This is a genomic window from Sphingomonas sp. 3-13AW, from assembly GCF_049311085.1.
Lineage (GTDB): Bacteria > Pseudomonadota > Alphaproteobacteria > Sphingomonadales > Sphingomonadaceae > Sphingomonas.
Map to the genome: position 1 here is coordinate 16,770 of NZ_JASNVZ010000025.1, position 20,456 is coordinate 37,225.

The window sequence follows — 20,456 nt, forward strand, 5'->3', positions numbered from 1 at the left end:
GTCCGGAACTGCCGGACGCGCCCGCCGGCGCTGAATGAAAAAACAGGAATGCACGATGCCGAGCAATAAGCCCGCCACTCTGGAAGTACGCACCGCTGTGCCGAGCGATGTCCCCGAGATCCTGGCGCTGATCGCTCGTGCCTATCCCGGCATTGCCAATTACAGCCCAGCCCAGATCAGCGGCCAGATCAACAATTTCCCCGAGGGGCAATTCGTCGCGGTCTTCGAAGGCAAGGTAGTGGGCTATTGCGCCTCTTCCCGCATCGACGAGGGCGTCGCGCTTTCGCCGCACGACTGGGCGACGATCACCGGCAACGGCTTTGGCAGCCGCCACGATCCGACCGGGGACTGGCTGTACGGCATCGAGATGGCGGTGGACGAGCGCCGCCGCGGGCTGCGCATCGGCAAGCGGCTGTACGAAGCGCGCCGGGCGCTCGCCGAGCGGCTTGAGCTGCGTGGCATCGTGTTCGGCGGGCGCATGCCCGGCTATGCGCGGGTGAAGTCGAAGGTGAACGGCCCGGAGGACTATCTGTCGCGGGTACGCGCGGGCGAGTTCCGCGACCAGGTGATCGGTTTTCAGCTCGCGAACGGGTTCACGCCGGTGGGCGTGCTGCCGCGATATCTTCCTTTCGACAAGGCGTCGGACGGGTTTGCCGCGCACATGGTGTGGCGAAATCCCTATGTCGATCCCAATGAGCCGCCCGCCTTCCGCGTCCCTCGCGACGTGGAGAGCGTTCGGCTGGCAACCGTCCAGTTTCAGGCACGCGCGGTCAAGGACTTCGCGGAGTTCGTGAAGAACGTCGAATATTTCGTCGACGTCGCCGCCGACTATCGCTCCGACTTCGTGGTATTTCCGGAACTGTTCACGATGCCGCTGCTGTCGTTCGAGCCGGAGACGCTGTCGCCGATGGAGGCGATCGACCGGATGACCGAATATCGCGCGCCGATCGTCGCGGAGCTTTCGCGCATGGCGCTGCGCTACAACATCAACATCGTCGGCGGATCGCATCCCACCCGGGTTGAGGACGGCAGCATCCAGAATGTTGCCTATGTCTGCCTGCGCGACGGATCGGTCCATGCCCAGGAAAAGATCCACCCGACCCCCAACGAAGCCTATTGGTGGAAGATCAAGGGCGGCAGCGCGGTCGATGTCATCCAGACCGACATCGGTCCTGTCGGCGTACTCATCTGCTATGACAGCGAGTTCCCGGAGCTCGCCCGCCGGCTGGTCGATCAGGGGGCGCGGATCATCTTCGTGCCGTTCTGCACCGACAACCGCCAGGGCTATATGCGCGTGCGCTATTGCTCGCAGGCGCGGGCGATCGAGAACCAGTGCTTCGTCGTGCTGTCCGGAAACGTCGGCAACCTGCCGGGTGTCGACAACATGGACATCCAATATGCCCAGTCCTGCATCCTGACGCCGTGCGACTTCCCGTTCGCGCGCGACGGGATCGCGGCCGAGGCGAGCGAGAACATCGAGACGCTGACGATCGCCGACGTCAACTTGGCCGATCTCACCTGGGCACGGGCGGAAGGGACGGTGCGCAACCTCTCTGATCGGCGTTTCGACCTGTATCGCGTCGACTGGAAAAAGGGCGATCCTGAGGGTGCGGCACCGCAGGAAACGCGGCCGCGTGGGACCAAGGCACCGGGGGGCGGCTGACGGCTGCGGCGGGGAGTCGTCACGGCCCTTGAACTTCGCGCGATTTTTCCCCAGTTTAGGGATGCGGGCCGGGCCCCTCTGACAACCACCCTGTGGATGTGATGTCGGACCGCGATGAGATCGGGCCCGGCACTCCTGCAAATCTGCGGCCGGCCCAGGAACCGTGGAGCTTGCGATGACTACCGCCGCTGGAATGCCGTGTCCGATTTGCCGGGTGCCGCTCGTGATGAGCGAACGCCAGGGCGTCGAGATCGACTATTGCCCGCAGTGCCGGGGCGTCTGGCTGGATCGTGGCGAACTCGACAAGATCCTGGAACGCTCCGCGGCCGAGATAGGAGCCATGTCTCCGCAGGCCCCGCCGCCACAGCAGTCTGCGTGGCCGCAGCCGCCACAGCAGTCCGCATGGCAGCAGCCGCCGCAAGCCGGGTATCAGGGCGGCTACGGCAAGCCCCACAAGCACTACAAGCGGCGCAAATCCTTCCTGGAGGAGCTGTTCGACTAAGGTCGCTCCTCGCCCCCGCCGTACCGGCAACCCGCCGCCAAGACCCACCGTACTACGTTGTTTAAGGATCCTAGATGAGCCGCTTCAACACTGGAAATCTCGGGGCGATCGCCCTTGGGCTCTCCGCCGTCGTGATGCTGACCGTGCCGCATGAGGCCGACGCCCGCCGTGGCGGCAGCTTCGGCAGCCGTGGCGCGCGCACCTTTCAGGCGCCGCCCAAGACCCAGGTCGCACCCCGGCAGAGCGCCCCGGTGCAGCGCTCGATGACCGAGAAGTCGGCGAACCCGGCCGCGGCCCAGTCCGCACGGACCGCGCCGGCGAACCGTGGTGGCGGCATGGCCAAGGGCCTGATCGGCGGCCTGATCGCTGGCGGCCTCATCGGTGCCCTGCTCGGCGGTGGTCTGGGCTCGCTCGCCGGGTCGGGCATGCTGATGGCGTTGCTGCAGGTGGCGCTGATCGGTGGTGCGGCCTTCCTTCTGATCCGCATGTTCCGTCGTCGCCAGGGCCAGGCGCCCGCGATGGCCGGTGCGCACGGCGGGGCGATGCCGTCGCAGTTTGCGAACATGGCGCCGCGCCAGGACTTCACCCCGGCCCCGTCGCGCGGCTTTTCGGCTGCGCCGGTCGCTGCAGCGGCCACCGGCGGCGACCTTCCGATCGACGATGCGGACCGTGCGGCGTTCGAGCGCCTGCTCGTCGAAGTGCAGGATGCGTTCGGCAAGGAAGACTATGCGCGCCTGCGGGAGCGGACCACGCCGGAGGTGATGTCCTATTTCGCCGAGGAACTGGGCCAGAACGCCACCAGCGGCCGTCGCAACGAAGTGAGCGGCACCCAGCTGCTCGACGCCGAGGTTGCGGAGGCCTGGAGCGAGGGCGCGGACGATTATGCGACCATCGCCATGCGCTACGAGAGCATCGACGTGATGCGCGACCGCACCACCGGCGCCGTGATCGAGGGCAACCCCGATCGCCCGACGCAGGTGACCGAGCTGTGGACCTTCAAGCGCGATACCGACGGTTCCTGGCGCCTGTCGGCCGTGCAGGAGGCCTGATCGCGACGGGCGGGAGCGGCCCAGCGCCGCTCCCGCCGCGCAATCGACTGGCCATGCCGGGCGCGCCCGGTTTATGCGGTGGCCATGACCACGCCGACCGTTGACCAGCTTGCCGCGCTCGGCGCCGCCTTCGACGTCTTCACCCGCCGCTACAAGCTGGCCGAGGCGCTGGGGCCGGTGAAGCCCCTCAACGAAGTCGACAAGCAGGTGTTGTTCTACGTCGCGCAGAATGATGGCTGCGGACCGACTGACGTCGCCCGTTTTCTGGGTGTGGCGAATACCACCATCTCCTCGGCGACCGACCGTCTGGCGAAAGCCGGCCTGCTGAAGCGCGAGCGGCCGGAGCAGGATCGCCGCGCCGTCGCGCTGCGGCTGACGCCCCAGGGTCAGGCACGCGTCAATGCGCTGCAGTCGGCCTATCACGCGATGTATCTTCGCATGCTCGAGCCGCTTACGACCGACGAACAACATGCCTTTATTGCCTTGATCGAGAAGATCGTACGCGACGAAGCTTGAATAGTACGAAGTTCGCTGTACCCTTGGCCACTCTAGCTCCGTCACCGGGAGTGACTGCATGGCGATCAACATCAACGGGGCGGACGTCGAACCTCCCCAGGACGCGCGCACCTCGCTCCTCGACTTGCTGCGGGAGCAACTTCACCTCACCGGGACCAAGGTCGGCTGCAACCAGGGCGCGTGCGGCGCCTGCACGGTGCTGATCGACGGGCAGCGGGTGCTGTCTTGCCTGACGCTGGCGGTCCAGGCCGACGGGCGGGCGGTGACGACGATCGAGGGTCTGGGTGCCGACGGCCTGCATCCGCTGCAACAGGCGTTCCTGGAGCATGACGGGCTGCAATGCGGCTATTGCACCCCGGGCCAGATCTGCGCCGCCACCGCGATGCTGGCGGAGATCGAGGCGGGGATGCCGAGCTATGTCACTCGCGATCTCGCCCCGGGTGCAGTCGCGCTCTCGCGGGACGAGGTGCGCGAGCGGATGAGCGGCAACCTGTGCCGCTGCGGCGCGCACAATGGCATTATCGACGCGATCCTGTCGGTCGCCGCGGAACAGGCAGCATGACCCCCGTCTCCTACGCCCGCGCCGGCAGCACCGCGGAGGCGTTGCAGCAGATCGCGGGCGGCGACCATCGGCTGCTGGGCGGCGGCACGAACCTGGTCGACCTGATGCGAAAGGGGGTGGAGCATCCGCGCGCGCTCGTCGACGTCTCGGGGCTGCCCGGCCTGATCGAAGAGAGCGCGGACGCCGGGCTGATGATCGGCGCCGCCGCACGCAACAGCGCGGTCGCCGCGCATCCGCTGGTTCGCACCCGCTATCCGATGTTGTCGCGCGCGATCCTGGCGGGCGCGTCCGCCCAGATCCGCAACATGGCGACGACCGGCGGTAACCTGCTGCAACGGACGCGCTGCATGTACTTCGCCGATGCGGCCGCATCCCGCTGCAACAAGCGGGTTCCGGGCAGCGGCTGCGACGCGATCGGCGGCTTCACCCGCTATCACGCGATCCTGGGCGCGTCCGAAGCATGCGTCGCGACCCATCCGTCCGACATGGCCGTCGCGCTGGCGGCGCTGGATGCGCGCGTCCATATCGCCGGCGCCGGCGGCGGTGTTCGCGTGGTGCCCGTCACCGAGTTTCACCGGCTGCCGGGCGACCGGCCCGATGTGGAAACGCTGCTGGAACCCGGCGAGATGATCGTCGCAGTTGCGCTGCCGCCCTCCGACGTCGCGGCAAGATCCACCTATCGCAAGGTGCGCGACCGGGCGAGCTACGCCTTTGCGCTGGTATCGGTGGCGGCGGGCCTGACGCTTGATGGCGACCGGGTGGCGGACGTGCGCATCGCCCTGGGCGGAGTAGCCCACAAGCCGTGGCGTGCCCTGCGCGCGGAGGCGGCGCTGCGCGGCGGCCCGGCCTCCGCTGAGGCGTTCGCAAGCGCTGCCGCGGCGGAACTGGCCGATGCGGTGCCGCTGGCCGACAATGGCTTCAAGATCGAGCTGGCGAGGCGAACGCTCGTCGCCCTCCTCTCCGAACTGAGCGGGAGCGTGGCATGAGCAGGACGCAGAACCTCATCGTCGAATCCGTCCGGACCGCGATCGGCTGGGTGCCGGCCGGGTGGCTGCCCGGCGGTACGCCCGACCCGCTGATCACGCAGCGTGGCGAGGTCGGGCGGCAGGCGACCCGGATCGACGGCCCCGACAAGGTGCGCGGCGAGGCGCGCTTTGCGGCGGAAGTCGCGCTGGAGGGGCTCTGCTATGCCGCGCTCGTCCACAGCACGATCACGCGGGGAAGGATCACGCGGCTGGACGCGAGTGTGGCGGAGCAGGCGCCGGGTGTGATCCGCGTCATCACCCACCACAACATGCCGCGGATCAGCAGCCCTGCACTGACCGGCGTTACCGATCTGTCCGCGGTGGGAAACAGCAGCTTGCCGATCCTGCAGGATGCGGAGATCCATTATAACGGGCAGGTCGTGGCGGCCGTCATCGCCGAGACGCAGGAACAGGCGGATCACGCCGCCACCCTGCTCGCGATCGACTATGAAGAGGCGCCTGCCGAGACCCGATTCGAACATGCGAAGGAAACGCCGCGCGTGCGGCCCTCGCTGCTCATCGACCGCAACCACCTTTCGGTGGGGCGGGCGGAGCGGGAACTGGCGAACGCGCCCTTTCGGGTCGACAATTCGTATCGGACGCCGTGGCAGAACCATAATGCGATCGAGCTGCACGCCGTCACGGTCCTGTGGAAGGGCGACCGGCTGACCGTGTACGACGCGAGCCAGATGATCGCCTCCGAAGCAGCGGCGCTCGCCAAGCTCTTCGGGCTCAAGCGCGAGCATGTCCGGGTGCTGTCGCCGTTCGTCGGTGGCGGCTTCGGCGGGAAAGGGCTGTGGGACCATCAGATCGTGGCCGTGGCGGCGGCACGGATGGTCGATCGCCCGCTGCGCCTGATGCTGACGCGGGAGGGCGTGTACCGCATGGTCGGCGGACGGTCGCCGAGCGAGCAGCGGGTCGCGATCGGCGCCGATGCCGACGGAAATTTCACCGCGCTGATCCACACCGGCTATTCGGTGATGCCGCCCTATGGCTGCTCGCCCGAGGCGTACACGCTGGGGAGCCGGGCTGCCTATCGTTCGAAGAGCTTCGAGATCCTGCAGCGTCATATCGACATGGCGGTCGTCCCCAACACCTATATGCGGGCGCCCGGGGAAGCGATCGGCAGCTTCGCGCTCGAAAGCGCGATCGACGAACTGGCCCATATGATGGCGATTGACCCCATGGAACTGCGGTTGCGCAACCTGCCCGACAAGCACCCAGTGTCGGGCGTCGCCTTTTCCCAGCATGCGCCGGAAAAAGCATGGGCGGATGGCGCCGCGCGCTTCGGCTGGGAGCGGCGGACGGCGGAACCCGGGACCCGTCGTGATGGCGAGTGGCGCCTCGGCATGGGCTGTGCCAGCGGCAGCTTCCCCTATGTGCGCATGCCCGGTTCCAGCGTGCGCCTGACACTGCGCCGCGACGGCACCGCGACCGTCGCCTGTTCCGCGCAGGAGATGGGCATGGGCACTTCGACCGTGCAGGCGCAACATGCCGCCGATCGGCTCGGCCTGCCGCTCGCCGCAGTCAACGTGGAGACCGGCGACTCCGATCTTCCGGCAGCGTCGATGGCGGGCGGATCGGCGCAGACCGCCTCGATCGCCGGGGCGATCCAGGTCGCGGCCGAGAAGCTTGTGGGCGAGGTGCTTCGGACCGCCGGCAACGACAGCCCGCTCGCCGGCTTGCGCGCGGCGGAAGTGCGGTTCGAGCGCGAAGGGCTGGCCAGCGTTGCCGAGCCCGCGCGGCACGAGACGTTCCGGTCGATCTTCGCGCGGGCCAATCGCGACGCTGTGTCGGTCACCGCATCGGGCCCGGCCCCGCTCGAGATGCTCAAATTCGCCATGCACAGCACCTCGGCAATCTTCTGCGAACTGCGGGTGAGCGACGTGACCGGGGAGGTGCGGGTCGACCGCCTGCTGGGTGCGTTCGATTGCGGCAGGATCCTCAATCCCCGCACCGCCGCGAGCCAGTTTCGCGGGGGCATGATCATGGGGCTGGGGCTGGCGCTCACCGAGGAGACGCTGTTCGACGAGCGCAGCGGTCGCATCATGAACCCCAGCCTCGCCGACTATCACGTGCCCGTGCACCTGGACGTGCCGGAAATCGAGGTGATGTGGACCGACATCCCGGACCCGCGCTCTCCCCTCGGCGCTCGCGGCATCGGCGAGATCGGCATCACCGGCGTCGCGGCAGCAGTGGCGAATGCCGTGTTCAATGCCACGGGCAAGCGCGTGCGCGACCTGCCGATCACGCTCGACAAGCTGCTCTAGCCGCGGCGACCGCCTCTGTTCGCTCGGCAGTGGCGCCATTTAAACCGGGAATGCGCCTTCAACCCTCCCAGGATGCATGGTAGCGATATCAGCATCTGGCCGGATGCGACCCTCTGAGACGTCGCACCGCCGCTGTTGGGAGAGAATGGAATGGCTTCAGGCACAGGTACGACTGTCACGCGCCGGACGCTCATGGGCGGGGCGGCATGGGCAGGGACCCTGATGCTGTTGCCCGCGCCGGTGTTCGCATCGGCCCAGCGTGGCGCGGTGCTCGATCGACGGACTGCCTTTCCCCTCATCGTCGGCGGTGCTCCCGCAACCGTGCTGATCGACGCACAGGCGGATTCGGCCGTGCGCCATGCCGCCACCGGTTTTGCCGCCGATCTGGAGCGCGTGAGCGGTGCCCGCCCGCAACTGATCGAAGGGGATGCCGCTGCCGCGCGCGGACCGCTGGTCGTGATCGGCGTGCTGGGCCAGAGCCCGGTGCTCGATGCGCTTGCGGCTGCGGGCAAGATCGATGCAGCCGATATTCGCGGCGGATGGGAAGCCTTCCGCCAGATCGTGGTGGACAATCCCTTGCCCGGCGTGCCCCGTGCACTGGTGATCGTCGGCTCTGACCGCCGCGGTGCGGTGTTCGGCACCTATGACATTTCCGAGCGGATGGGCGTATCCCCCTGGCACTGGTTTGCGGACGTGCCGGTCGCGCGTCGGCGCGACGTCTACATCCCGGCGGGCTCGCGCCGCGATCAGCCTCGGGTGCGCTATCGCGGCTTCTTCATCAACGACGAGGCGCCCGCGCTCAGCGGCTGGGCCGAAAAGAAGTTCGGCGGCGTCAATTCCAAGATGTACGCCCATGTGTTCGAACTGATGCTGCGCATGAAAGGCAATTACCTGTGGCCCGCGATGTGGGCGCCGCGCGCGTTCGCCGCCGACGATCCCCAGAACATGGTGCTCGCAGACGCGATGGGCGTGGTGATGGGCAATTCGCATCACGAGCCGATGCTGCGGGCGCACGACGAATGGCACCGCGAAAAGGACAAGGGTGTCACCGGCGGTCCCTGGGACTACACCAAGAACACCGACAACCTGCGCAAATTCTGGCGCGGCGGCATTGAGCGGATGATGTCGAAGGGCGGCGGCCAACGGTATGAGTCCGTCGTGACGGTCGGCATGCGCGGCGACGGCGACGAGGCCATGGCAGAAGGCACCGCGATTCCGCTGCTGGAGCGGGTGGTGACCGATCAGCGGGCCATCATCGCCGACGTTACCGGCCGGCCGGCGAGCGAGACTCCCCAGGTGTGGGCGCTCTACAAGGAAGTGCAGGAATATTATGATCACGGCATGAAGGTGCCGGACGACGTCACCCTGTTGTTCGCCGACGATAACTGGGGGCAGGTGCGGCGCCTGCCCGACATGGGCGCGGCGCCCCGCAGCGGCGGCTACGGCATGTATTATCACTTCGACTATGTCGGGGGGCCGCGGAACTACAAGTGGATCAATACCAACCAGATCGAGAAGGTCTGGCAGCAGATGGATCTCGCCTATCGGCGTGACGTCCGGTCGATGTGGATCGTCAACGTCGGCGATATCAAGCCGATGGAATATCCGCTGAGCTTCTTCCTCGCGATGGCGTGGAATCCGGAGGCGATGACGCCCGAAACGCTTGCTGCTTATCCGCAAGCATGGGCCGCAGCGACCTTTGGTGCCGAGCATGCGGACGCGGTGGGCGAGATGATGACCGCCTATAGCAAATATGCTGCGCGCCGGAAGCCGGAGCTCGTGGACCAGGACAGCTTCCCGCTTGGCGGCATCACGCCCGAGGGCCTGGACGGCGGCGAGTTCGGCAGGATCGTCGCGGAGTGGGACGCGCTGGAGGCGCGCATGCTCCAAACCCGTGCCCGGCTGCGTCCCGACCAGCTCGACGCCTATTACCAGATCGTCGAGTTCCCGATCGCGGCGATGGCGAACCTCTACCGGCTTTATTATGGCGCCGCCTGGAACAAGCTCCTCGCATCGAGCAACGACGCACGCGCGAACTATTTCGCCGACCTGGTGGAGACGAGCTTCCGTCGCGACGGCGCACTTACCCAGCAGTATCATTCGATCAACGGCGGCAAGTGGGACGGGATGATGAACCAGGTCCACATGAGCTATGTGATCTGGAACGACCCCACCCAGCAGACAATGCCCAGCATCATGCGGGTCGGCGGGGACACGCCGAACGAGAAACGCCGCCCGCAGCCCAAGTTCGTCGCGCCCAAGCCGGCGCCAGAGGGTGTCATCGCGGTCGAGGCGCCGGACTTCACCCGCGCGCGCGACGCCAAGGGGCTGCGCTGGACGAAGATCCCGCACCTCGGCCGTACGGCGGGCGCGGTCGTGGCCCTGCCGCAGGGCCAGCGGGCGACCACGCCGCAGGATAGCGTCTGCCTGGAGTATGACGTGCAGGTGGCAAAGGCGGGGCCGGCGGTCGCGACGCTGTACCTTGCACCGACGCTCGGCACCGACGGCAATGAAGGTGTGCAAGTCGGTGTGTCGCTGGACGGCGGCGCGGTGCAGGTGCTGCAGGCGCGGCTCGAAGCGACCGGCGGGCCCGAGGACTCACCGGGCAAGAAGCGCTGGGGCCAGGCGGTGCGCGACAACGCCGTGCAGCTTTCGGCGGACCTCGGTCCCGTCACGGCGGGGCCGCACACGGTGAAGGTCTGGCGGCTGGACGACAATGTCGTGCTGCAAAAGCTGGTGCTGAGCACGGTGCCGGTGGCGCCGAGCTATCTCGGGCCGTTGCCGATCAAGGCTGGGGGGAGTGTGCCGTCGGGGACAAGGGCCACGGGTCGGCGGGGCAGGCGTCCCGCCTGACCGGGGCCATGGCCCTCGGCGTGCAGGCGGGGAACGTCCAATTCCTTCTCGCCGCCCGGGGTCCGGGCGGCAGAGCGTCGGGGCAGAGCGGGTTTCGCTCTGCCCCGCAGCTTATCGGCGGAAGGAGCGCCTAGGTCCGCCAGGTTGCCCCGGCAGCTTTTCCCGGAAGATGATCCGTCCTTTGGACAGATCATAAGGCGTCATTTCGACGTGGACGCGGTCGCCCACGATCGAACGGATGCGGAATTTCCGCATCTTGCCTGCGGTGTAGGCGATGATCCGATGCTCATTGTCGAGCATCACCCCGAAACGTCCGTCCGGGTAAATCTCGTCCACGAACCCTTCCATCGTAAGGGTAGCTTCCTTAGCCAAGCTCAGGCGGCCTGCAGATTGACTGCGCTGGTCTTGCCGCGACGGTCCTGCTCGAGCTCGTAGGAGACGCGCTGCTCCTTATCGAGCGTCTGCATGCCGGCAGCCTGCACTGCGCTGATGTGGACGAATGCGTCGTTGCCACCGGTCTCCGGCGAAATGAAGCCATAGCCCTTGGTGGCGTCGAAAAACTTTACGGTTCCGATAGTCATACTCAAATTCCTTCGTGTCGATTCCGGACCGGAAAACCCGTGCCGGAGCTTAGAAGCTAGAAAAGAAGGAAAGAGGAGCCGCAAAGCACCAAGAACCGTCGATTTGCGACTGTAGCACCCCGTATATAGGGCAAGGCGGCGGAAATTAACAGGGGCAGTTCCGGATAAAGCGATTTCGGGCCAATTAACTGCCTGTAATCGGCCGGAATCCGGCGTGGTCCTGTGGAGCGCCGGATCGCTGGCCCGCCGGCTTCCAGTCCGCGGCGGACCTAAGTCGCCGGGGCAATCGTGGGGCGCAGGCGCAGCCGGCGCGTCATGGCCGTCACCTCGTCCGGCGTACGATCCAGGGCGCCGGCAATCTCCGCGAGGGCCTCGCCGATCTGCACGCGTCCGCGAAGTTCTGTGATGTGGGACTGTGTCCACCGCCGGTGTTGCATCATTGATTGTCTCCAGGCCGGAACCTTGAAGTGCGAGGATCGCGCCGGCCGGCGTCGGCGCGATCTTTCCCTGCCCGTCGGGCAGATTGCCTCGCTGAGGCTCCAGCGGAGAGACGCCGCAGCGACGGCGGCGCTTCCCCGTCGGATGCTGCTAGCGCGCCTTGGCGGTCGCGAGCCGCGTGTCTTCCTTGCGGATCCGGCGCGGCGCCTGCATCGCGGCGCGGTCCTCCGCTTCGCCCACGCCCCGGATCAGCTTGCGCCAGATCGTGTGGGCGCGGCGGTGAAAGGCGCGGTCCTGCTCGCTAGTCGCGGCATCGGCTGCGGCAAGGCTGGTTTCGGCCTTGAGCGTATATTCTTCCAACTTCGTCATCATGTTCTCCAGTCGAGAGGGGCGGAAGCAGAGGTCAGGCGCGGTCAGCCGCGGCGGGTGTGCCCTTCAGCGAAGGCTTCGCCGCAAGTGCCTTGGGCGCCTTAGTCTGCTTGGGTTTCCGGAGCTCTTTGGTGCTCCGCTTTTGTGCCTTGGCCATTCCAGCCCTCCTCATGTGGTGGGTCAGAACGGGGCGCCACTCGATGCGCCGGATGCGGATGCACCGGCGGCTGTTGCTTGCGATGGAGAAGATGACCGGCTGGCCTCATCTCGCGTCCCGTCCTTGTAAGCGGGAGCACGATGAGTCTCTCAGCCGACGGCGCCTACATGGTGGTTGCCGTCGATGTTGGAGAATATAGACCCTTCGGAACGCCAAGATAAGCCCGACGCGCGGATATTTCTCTGCTCGTGTCCAGTACATGAAGCAGGGATTCGGGGACTTCCCGCCGGGAGCAGGAAGCGGCCCCGTTTCATCGTTCAGGCCGGCTTCGTCGCCAGCCAGATGAAGTGATGATCGTCATCGTCATCCGCGACCATGCGAATTTCTTCGACTGCAAAGCCGGCGTTCTGGAGCCGGTCGTGGAACACCCGGTCGGGATAGGCCGACCAGACCGCCAGAATGCCGCCGGGACGCAGCGCATCGCGCGCCGCGCGAAGGCCCCAGTTGCAGTAGAGACGCTCGTTGGCGAGATGGATCAGGCCGTCGGGGCCATTGTCGACGTCGAGCAGGATCGCGTCGAACGCGGCTTGCGCGTCCTCGATCACGTCCGAAACGTCGCGGATCGTGAGGGTGACGCGCGGGTCGTTCAACGACTCGCCGAACAGATGCGCCAGCGGCCCCTTCGCCCAGGTAACGACCTTGGGCACGAGTTCGGCGACCGTAATCGAGGCTTCCGCCGGAGCCGCCTTCAGCGCGGCCGCAAGGGTAAAGCCCATGCCGAGCCCGCCGATCAGCAAGTGGCCGGCGCGCGTGCCCAGGCGTTCGCACACGATGGTCGCCAGCGCCTCTTCGGACTCGCTGTCCCAGCTGCCCATCAGCTGCTCTTCGCCGAACAGGATCTCGAAATCCTGGCCGCGGCGCAGGAGGTGCAGGCGCCCGCCCCCGGGGAGGTCGGCGGTGTCCACCAGGGAGCCATTGCCCCAGCGGGTCTCGCCAGACGCAATCGATGTGTTCGCTTCGGGAATGGAACGCCTCCTGATACTGGGATGGCCGGCAGCGCCTGCGCGCTGCGAAAGGTGGTTCAGGAGTCGAAAAGTCAGCGAAGACGTTCTGCTGCTTGCCGAGACCGCCCGGCCGGGTAGCCCCTGCCGATACACAATCGTCTAGGCGCGCGCCCGACGGCCGTCCATCGCAATCGCAGCTTCGGAAAAAGGGGCGTCTTCGACATCGCGGGATGCGCCGCGTTGACCCGCGCAGCAGCGGTCCGCCTCGTCGATCGCTGCTAGCAGATCGTCGAACCCTTCTGCCTCGCGCACGGGGTACAGGCGGTGGAGTCCTATGCCCAGAATGTCGATATCGCGCTGGGAAAGTCGCCCTGCGGCGACCGTCCCGGTGGATCGGCCCATTGCATTTCTCCCTCGTGCCGATGCTAGAGCGATGTGAGCCCCAAGAAGTTGCAAGCGTTCCGCCGAACCGAACCGAAATGAGGCAGGCTGCACGACGGGCTGCGCGCGCGAAGTATCAGGCAGCCAACAGAATTCCGACCGGTTCCTCGCGTCGGCCGCCCGCCAGGCGCGCGGCGATCGACAGATAAAAGCCGCAGATGTCCGCCACGTCCTCGCCGGTAATGACGAGCGGCGCTCCGACGGAAAAGCGGCGCAACGGCCCCGTGCGATCCAGGGCATCGGACCAGCCGACCGTCAGCCAGCGCGAGCCGGTGACGTCGCCGCGGGTCACCATCCCGCCGCAATAGAACAGGCAGTCGCGCGCCCGGCCCAAGGCGCGCAACCTCGCGTGCTCTCCTTCGGGCTGATCGAAAAGGGGAAGCAACGCACGCAGCTTGTTCGCCGTATTGCGCTCGGTCGGGGCCGGGCGGCTCCCGCCGGCGACTGCGACTTCGTCCACCAGCACGTTCAGGAAGCGGTCGAGCTCGCGCAGGCCGTTGCCGAGGACCTTGGTACGGAAGCGCCCGGTGATCGGCGCAGGGCGCGCGCCGGTGACGCCTCCGGCCTGGAGCCCGGCCGCGAGGAAGCGCGCTCCCGATCGGAGCGTGGCATCAGCCCGCGCGAGCGGGCTTTGACTAGGAAGAATCGTCTGCATGGCGCGACGGGAAGGCGGGAATCAGTTTTGAGCAGCGCGGCCGGCAATCGCCTGTTCCACCGCCTCGAACCCGGCTGCACTTGCGACGGCGAGGTCGAGCGGGCGGCCGTCGAGCACCGGATCATGGGTGTTGAGGAAGTCCATCGCCTGGTCGCGTCCGCCGAGCATCCGGAACGCCATCAGCGTCACCCGGCCCTGGCGATCCGCTTCCTCGGCGGACAGGCGCGGCGACTTGTAGCGGTTGACGAACTGCTTGCGCTTGGGACGGTTGTTGGTCTCTGCGGCCGGCTGCTCGCCATCGGCCTGAATATCCTGGGTCGAAATCGGGGTGTCGGTCATGGATCAGCTCGCAGCGAGGGTGGGAAAGGTGGCGCCGAGTTGCGCCTTCAGCGCCTCGATGCGGACGGCATGATCGGTCGCTGCCTCGCGGTGCCGGCACCGGGCGGAACCTTCCGCATCCCGGGCGCGCATCAGCGAGATCTGGTGATCGGCAAGAAGAGAGTTGAAATCCATCGGAGCGCCTCCGGCCTTGTAAGCAAGAGCGCCTGCGTCTCTCAGTCGACGGCGCCTACAAAGCGGGGTTGCCACCGATGCTTCCTATATGGGGTATCGGGAGCGAAATGAAAGAAGCGCGTGCCACGCACGTTCCTGAAATGCTGCGGGGCGGCGCAGGTCGTCAGAACCAGAAGCGCACACCCGCGACGAAGCTGGTGTCTTCGACATTCTCCCCGTCCTGCCGCGCGAAGCGAGCGGTATCGCCTGCCTTGCGCGTCCAGGCGATGCCGACATAGGGCGCGAATTCGCGACGCAGTTCGTAGCGCAGCCGTAGGCTGAGGTCGGCATCGCTGAGGCCCGAACCGGTGCGTGTCGCGGGCACGTCCTGCGCCGCGAAGTTCAGCTCCGCGCGCGGCTGCAGCACCAGTCGCTGGGTGAGACGCTGGTCGTACCAGCCCTCCAGCCGGGCGAGCAGATCGCCCTTCGTCGACAGGAACAGCGCGCCCGCGGTGTGGAACTGAGAGGGGGCAAGACCCTCGAAGCCGAGCGCGGCGTAGGTGCGCCGGGGAGAGGCGCCAAGGTCCTGGCGGACGCCCGCCTGCACGTCGAAATAGGCACCGACGGCGCGCGAGTAGAGCGCCTGCACCTCTGCGTGATCAGGGTTGCCGCCGAAGTCTCCTTCGCCCTCGCTCTTGATCCACAGTCGGTCGATATCGCTGCCGAAGAACGCCTCGCCATTCCAGCGATAGCCATCGCGACCGTTGCGGACCTGGATCTCGGCGAGGTTGAGCAGCAGCTGGCCGTAGCGCTGGCCACCGCCCTCCTGCATCATCGCGTGGTGGCCGCGCGCCATCTGGGCGGCCGGGAAGAAACGATCGGCGTAACGGTCGCTGGGCACAGGCGGGGGCGGTGCATTGCCCGCGGGAAGGTCCGTGCCGATCGGCTGCGCGGGGTCCGCGGCAGGTGCTGGCATCCGGTGGCCGGCGTGCGGGTCGGGCGCGGATTGCTGGGGCGCGGGCGCCTGCGGGGGCGCCATGTCGTGCGTGCCATGATGCTGCGCGAGCGCGGGCGCACTCCCGAGCACAGCGCTCGCGGCCAGCAGGAGCGCGCGGATCATGCTGCACCTCCTGCCGGTCGCACGCTCACGACGCGCATCATGCCCGACGCCATGTGGTAGAGCATGTGGCAGTGGAACGCCCAATCGCCGATCGCATCGGCGGTGAAGTCGAAGCTGACGGTGCCGCCGCGCTGGACGAGCACCGTATGCTTGCGCGGGGCGTGTCCGCCATGACCGGTGACCAGTTCGAAGAAATGGCCGTGGAGATGGATCGGGTGACCCATCATCGTGTCGTTGACGAGCTTTACCCGCACCCGCTCGCCCAGCGTGAAGGGCAGGGGCTCCATCGCGTCCGTCATGCGCAGTCCGTCGAACGACCACATGTAGCGTTCCATGTTTCCGGTCAGGTGCACCTCGATCGAGCGACCCGGCGCGCGCACGTCCGGGTTCCGCTCGAGCGCGACGAGGTCCCGGTAGACAAGCACGCGGTGGTCGACACCCTCCAGGCCCTGGCCGGGATCGCCGGTACGATCGACGGGCATCGGCGCGATGGTCTGCACGCTGGGGTCGCGCGCCACCTGCGGCGCATTGGCGAAGTCGCGCATCCCCATCGAGCCGTGGTCCATCCTGTGCGGCGCCGGGGCGTGCCCTGCGGCCGCGTGATCCATCCCTGCGTGTCCCATGGCGGCATGGTCTGTAGCGACGTGGTTCTCCTGCTCCGCCACTGGAGAATGCGCGTCCCGTGCGTGGGTGGCCGCGAGCCGTGCCGAGGCGTTCTGTTCGGCGGTGGGATCGATGCCGCGAGCGGGCCCATGCTGCATGTCGCCCATGCCCATGTCCTTCATGGTGGCGACGGGGCGCGGGCGGAGCGGGGGAACCGGGGCGGCCATGCCCGCGCGCGGCGCAAGCGTCGCGCGCGCCATGCCGGAACGGTCGATACTCTCCCCCACCAGCGTATAGGCTCGCTCGTCCGGCGGCGTGACGACGACGTCATAGGTTTCGGCGACCGCGATCTGCAGCTCGTCGACGGCGACCGGGCGCACATGCTGCCCATCCGCCTGCACGACCGTCAGCGGCAGGCCGGGGATGCGGACATTGAAGGTCGTCATGGAAGAGGCGTTGATGATGCGCAGCCGCACCCGCTCTCCCGGCCGGAACAGCGCGGTCCAATTGTCCTGGGGACCGTGGCCGTTGACCAGATAGGTGTAGGTGTCGCCGGTCACATCGGCGATGTCGGTGGGATCCATGCGCATCGCGCCCCAGTGCAGCCGGTCCTTGAGCGTCTGGTCCTTGCCCCCGGCCAGGCCAGCAAGGGTCTGACGCTGCCGGTTATAATAGCCGGGCTCGACCTTCAGGTTGCGGAAGATGGCATCCGGCGACTCCCGGCTGTGGTCGGACAGGACCAGCACATGCTCGCGGTCGAATGCGACCGGGTCGGCCCCGGCCGGGTCGATGATGATCGGGCCATAGAGGCCCATCTGCTCCTGGAAGCCCGAGTGGCTGTGGTACCAATAGGTGCCCGACTGCACGATCGGGAATTCATAGGTGAAGTGCGTGCGCGGGAGGATGCCGGGGAAGGACACGCCCGGCACGCCGTCGAACTGCGCGGGCAGCAGCAGGCCATGCCAGTGGAGTGAGCTGTCCACATCCAGGTCGTTGTGGACGTGCAGCCGCAGCTTCTGCCCCTCGCGCAGGCGCAGCAGCGGGGCGGGGACGGTGCCGTTGATGCCGATCGCGCGCGTGCGCCGGCCGTCGATCGTCATCGGCTGGCGCTGAATGCGCAGCGTGATGTCCTCGCCCGAAAGCTCTGGCACGGTGGTGCCGGTCGCCACCGGCTGCGCCCATGCCGGCATCCACGCGGCCAGCGCCAAGCCGCCGCCCGCAAGCGTGGCTCCGCGCAGAACATTGCGGCGATCGAGAACCAGACCCATGTCCTTCACCCTTGTGCGGCCGCGACATAGCGGCCGGCGAGCCCCAGCTCGTGATCGCGGCATGGCAGCTGACACCGTGTCAGGGTCAAGCGGAAACCGGGCCTTGACCCTGACATGGTGTCAGCCCCTATCTGAGCGGGCGATGGAGGTTTCGATGCACGATCACCAGGCGCACGGCACAGATCCGAACCATGCGGCATGTTGCAGCGGCGGCGCTACCGCACGCGACCCGGTGTGCGGGATGACGGTCGACCCCGCAAAAACCGCGCACCACGCCGACCATGACGGCGTCACCTATCATTTCTGCTGTGCCGGCTGCCGCGGCAAGTTCGTCGCCGACCCCGACCGGTACCTGGGCGCGGCGCCGCCGGCGACGGCGGCGCCGGACGCGACCTACACCTGCCCGATGCATCCGGAGATCCGCCAGCAGGGGCCGGGCACCTGCCCGATCTGCGGCATGGCGCTGGAGCCGGAGGCGCCCTCGCTGGACGATGGCCCGAACCCCGAACTGGTGGATTTCACCCGCAGGCTATGGGTGTCGGCGGTGCTCGCCGTGCCGCTGCTTGCCGTGTCGATGGGCGCGGACATGCTGGGCTGGCGGCTGGTACCCCAGGCGTGGTCTGCCTGGGTGCAGCTGGCGCTGGCGGCACCGATCGTGCTGTGGGCGGGGCTTCCGTTCTTCGAGCGGGGCTGGGCCTCGCTGCAGTCGCGCCACTTCAACATGTTCACGCTGGTCTCGATCGGTGTCGGCGCCGCCTTCCTCTACAGCCTGGTCGCGACGGTGGCCCCCGGTGTGTTCCCGCCGACCTTCCGCGTGCACGGCAGCGTGCCGGTCTATTACGAGGCGGCGGGCGTCGTCGTGACACTGGTGCTGCTGGGGCAAGTGCTGGAGCTGCGCGCCCGCGCCGCCACCGGCCGGGCGATCCGCGCCCTCCTGAACCTTGCGCCCAAGACCGCGCGCCGCCTCGGCGCAGACGGGCGGGAGGCGGAGGTGCCGCTTGCGGACGTCGTCGCGGGGGACCGGCTCCGTGTCCGCCCGGGCGAGGCGGTACCGGTCGATGGCGTGGTCATCGAAGGCCGTTCGTCCGTGGACGAATCGATGCTCACCGGCGAGCCCGCGCCCGTCGCCAAGGAGGCCGGTGCGGCGCTCACCGGCGGCACCGTCAACGGCACCGGCAGCCTGGTGATGGAGGCGCGCGCCGTCGGAGCCGACACGGTGCTCGCGCGCATCGTCGCCATGGTCGCGACCGCGCAGCGCAGCCGCGCGCCGATCCAGGCGGTGGCGGACCGGGTCTCCGGCTGGTTCGTGCCGCTGGTGGTGGCGATCGCAGCGGTCACCTTCCTGGTGTGGAACTTCGTCGGGCCTGAGCCGCGCTTCGGCCACGCGCTGCTGAACGCGATCGCGGTGCTGATCATCGCCTGTCCCTGCGCGCTTGGGCTCGCCACCCCGATGTCGATCATGGTCGGCACCGGCCGCGGGGCACAGGCCGGCGTGCTGGTGAAGGATGCCCAGGCGTTGCAGGCCCTCGACAAGGTCGACACGCTGGTGATCGACAAGACCGGCACCCTGACCGAGGGCAAGCCGCGCCTGACTGGGATCGAGGCGGTCGGCATCGGGGAGGATGCGCTCCTCGCGCTGGTCGCGGCGGCAGAGGCAGGGTCCGAGCATCCGCTGGCCCATGCGGTCGTCTCCGTGGCGCGCGAGCGCGGGCTCGTGCTCGCGAGGGCGCAGGATTTCCGCTCCGTCACCGGTGCGGGCATCGCGGCGCAGGTGGACGGCCACGCGGTCGCGGTCGGCAATGCCGCGATGATGCAAGAGGCCGGTGCCGATCCGCAGAGCCTGGCTGCGCGGGCAGAGACGCTTCGCAACGAAGGCGCGGGCGTGATGCTGGTGGCGGTCGATAAACGGCTCGCCGGCCTGCTCGCGGTTGCCGATCCGGTGAAGGAGTCGGCGGCGTCGGCGGTGGCCGCACTGCGCGCGGAGGGTCTGCGAATCGTGATGCTGACCGGCGACGGCCGTGGCACCGCCGAGGCGGTGGCGCGCAAGGTGGGCGGCATCGATACCGTCCACGCGGAGCTGCGCCCCGAGGACAAGGCGCGGATCGTCGCCGAGCTCAAGGCCGGGGGTGCGACGGTGGCGATGGCGGGGGACGGCATCAACGACGCACCCGCACTTGCCGCCGCCGATGTCGGCGTGGCGATGGGGACCGGCGCCGACGTTGCGATCGAGAGCGCCGGGATGACGCTCACCCGCGGCGACCTCGCGGCGATGGTGCGTGCGCGGCGGCTGGCGAAGGCGACGATGCACAACATCCGCCAGAACCTGTTCTTCTCCTTCCTGTTCAACGGCATCGGCGTGCCGGTTGCGGCCGGCGTGCTCTACCCGGTGGCGGGCATCCTGATGTCGCCGATGCTGGCAGGCGCGGCGATGGCATTGTCCTCGTTCGCGGTCGTCACCAACGCGCTGAGGCTCAACGGAGTGCGGCTATGAACATCGGCCAGGCAGCGGACGCGAGCGGCATCTCGCAGCGAATGATCCGCCATTATGAAAAGATTGGCCTGATCCCGGCGCCCCTGCGGCGCGACAGCGGGTATCGTGACTATGCCGATGCGGACGTCGCGCGACTGCGGTTCGTGGCGCATGCCCGCGACCTGGGGTTCCCAATCGAGGAGATCCGCTCGCTCCTGGGCCTCTGGCAGGATCGTCACCGGTCGAGCGCGGACGTGAAGGCGCTGGCGATCGCACGCGCGGAGGAACTGGGGCGCAAGGCAAAGGCGCTTGAGGAGATGCGCGGCACGCTGCTCGATCTCGCCCAGCGCTGCCACGGCGACGACCGCCCGGACTGCCCGATCCTGGACCGGCTCGCCGATCCCGCCTGAAACGAAAA

20 protein-coding genes are annotated in these 20,456 nt (G+C 67.8%); 10 read left to right on the plus strand and 10 right to left on the minus strand.

The genetic code is table 11. The annotated features are described in order from the left end of the window. Positions 1-55 precede the first annotated feature (55 nt). The 8 genes from QP045_RS18140 (at position 56) to QP045_RS18175 (ending at position 10,440) form a co-directional block, all read left to right on the plus strand. The gene (locus tag QP045_RS18140; protein WP_422516410.1) at positions 56-1,663 is read left to right on the plus strand and encodes a GNAT family N-acetyltransferase; all 1,608 of its coding nucleotides are present in this window, start codon (positions 56-58) and stop codon (positions 1,661-1,663) included. Positions 1,664-1,838: 175 nt separating this feature from the next. Next, on the plus strand, positions 1,839-2,165 hold the full coding sequence (locus QP045_RS18145) for a zf-TFIIB domain-containing protein (RefSeq protein ID WP_422516411.1): 327 nt from the start codon (positions 1,839-1,841) through the stop codon (positions 2,163-2,165). A 74-nt stretch (positions 2,166-2,239) separates the two neighbouring features. Further along, complete coding sequence (locus tag QP045_RS18150) at positions 2,240-3,214, plus strand: Tim44 domain-containing protein (RefSeq protein ID WP_422516412.1); 975 nt, start codon at positions 2,240-2,242, stop codon at positions 3,212-3,214. Positions 3,215-3,298: 84 nt separating this feature from the next. Beyond that, a complete protein-coding gene (locus QP045_RS18155; RefSeq protein WP_422516445.1) occupies positions 3,299-3,730 on the plus strand; it encodes a MarR family winged helix-turn-helix transcriptional regulator in 432 nt (143 codons plus the stop codon). Positions 3,731-3,788: 58 nt separating this feature from the next. Then, a complete protein-coding gene (locus QP045_RS18160; protein ID WP_422516413.1) occupies positions 3,789-4,292 on the plus strand; it encodes a (2Fe-2S)-binding protein in 504 nt (167 codons plus the stop codon). Next, positions 4,289-5,278, plus strand: coding sequence for an FAD binding domain-containing protein (locus QP045_RS18165; protein WP_422516414.1), 990 nt, complete (start codon positions 4,289-4,291; stop codon positions 5,276-5,278). The genes QP045_RS18160 and QP045_RS18165 overlap by 4 nt, the downstream gene beginning before the upstream one ends. After that, a complete protein-coding gene (locus QP045_RS18170) occupies positions 5,275-7,587 on the plus strand; it encodes a xanthine dehydrogenase family protein molybdopterin-binding subunit (RefSeq protein WP_422516415.1) in 2,313 nt (770 codons plus the stop codon). The genes QP045_RS18165 and QP045_RS18170 overlap by 4 nt, the downstream gene beginning before the upstream one ends. 150 nt (positions 7,588-7,737) lie before the next feature. Further along, positions 7,738-10,440: a glycosyl hydrolase 115 family protein gene (locus tag QP045_RS18175; protein WP_422516416.1), complete on the plus strand. Its 2,703-nt coding sequence runs from the start codon at positions 7,738-7,740 to the stop codon at positions 10,438-10,440. 111 nt (positions 10,441-10,551) lie between these two features. Here the strand turns inward: QP045_RS18175 and infA are convergent, their stop codons facing one another. The 10 genes from infA to QP045_RS18225 all read right to left on the minus strand — a co-directional run bounded on the left by infA (position 10,552) and on the right by QP045_RS18225 (position 17,568). Beyond that, positions 10,552-10,812, minus strand: a complete 261-nt coding sequence (gene infA / locus QP045_RS18180) for a translation initiation factor IF-1 (RefSeq protein WP_422516417.1) — start codon at positions 10,810-10,812, stop codon at positions 10,552-10,554. A gap of 2 nt (positions 10,813-10,814) precedes the next feature. Then, entirely contained in the window at positions 10,815-11,021 is a 207-nt protein-coding gene (locus QP045_RS18185) for a cold-shock protein (protein ID WP_422516418.1), read from the minus strand. A 588-nt stretch (positions 11,022-11,609) separates the two neighbouring features. Continuing rightward, positions 11,610-11,828 (minus strand): hypothetical protein, encoded by a 219-nt coding sequence (locus tag QP045_RS18190; RefSeq protein WP_422516419.1) that lies wholly within the window; start codon positions 11,826-11,828, stop codon positions 11,610-11,612. A 474-nt stretch (positions 11,829-12,302) separates the two neighbouring features. After that, positions 12,303-12,950, minus strand: coding sequence for a spermidine synthase (locus tag QP045_RS18195; protein ID WP_422516420.1), 648 nt, complete (start codon positions 12,948-12,950; stop codon positions 12,303-12,305). 198 nt (positions 12,951-13,148) lie between these two features. Further along, on the minus strand, positions 13,149-13,391 hold the full coding sequence (locus tag QP045_RS18200; RefSeq protein ID WP_422516421.1) for a hypothetical protein: 243 nt from the start codon (positions 13,389-13,391) through the stop codon (positions 13,149-13,151). Positions 13,392-13,506: 115 nt separating this feature from the next. Beyond that, positions 13,507-14,085, minus strand: a complete 579-nt coding sequence (locus tag QP045_RS18205; RefSeq protein WP_422516422.1) for a hypothetical protein — start codon at positions 14,083-14,085, stop codon at positions 13,507-13,509. A gap of 21 nt (positions 14,086-14,106) precedes the next feature. After that, a complete protein-coding gene (locus QP045_RS18210; protein WP_422516423.1) occupies positions 14,107-14,424 on the minus strand; it encodes an antitoxin Xre/MbcA/ParS toxin-binding domain-containing protein in 318 nt (105 codons plus the stop codon). 3 nt (positions 14,425-14,427) lie between these two features. After that, a complete protein-coding gene (locus tag QP045_RS18215) occupies positions 14,428-14,598 on the minus strand; it encodes a hypothetical protein (RefSeq protein ID WP_422516424.1) in 171 nt (56 codons plus the stop codon). Between the two features lie 163 nt (positions 14,599-14,761). Then, positions 14,762-15,697 (minus strand): copper resistance protein B, encoded by a 936-nt coding sequence (locus QP045_RS18220; protein ID WP_422516425.1) that lies wholly within the window; start codon positions 15,695-15,697, stop codon positions 14,762-14,764. Continuing rightward, a complete protein-coding gene (locus tag QP045_RS18225; protein ID WP_422516426.1) occupies positions 15,694-17,568 on the minus strand; it encodes a copper resistance system multicopper oxidase in 1,875 nt (624 codons plus the stop codon). Before QP045_RS18225 ends, QP045_RS18220 begins: the two co-directional genes overlap by 4 nt. 154 nt (positions 17,569-17,722) lie before the next feature. On the opposite strand from QP045_RS18225, the gene QP045_RS18230 reads away from it, so the two are divergent. Both QP045_RS18230 and cueR read left to right on the plus strand, forming a co-directional pair. After that, positions 17,723-20,059 carry a heavy metal translocating P-type ATPase gene (locus tag QP045_RS18230; protein ID WP_422516427.1) on the plus strand — a complete coding sequence of 779 codons (2,337 nt, stop codon included), beginning with the start codon at positions 17,723-17,725 and terminating at the stop codon, positions 20,057-20,059. Then, entirely contained in the window at positions 20,056-20,448 is a 393-nt protein-coding gene (cueR, locus tag QP045_RS18235) for a Cu(I)-responsive transcriptional regulator (RefSeq protein WP_422516428.1), read from the plus strand. Before QP045_RS18230 ends, cueR begins: the two co-directional genes overlap by 4 nt. Positions 20,449-20,456: the final 8 nt, after the last annotated feature.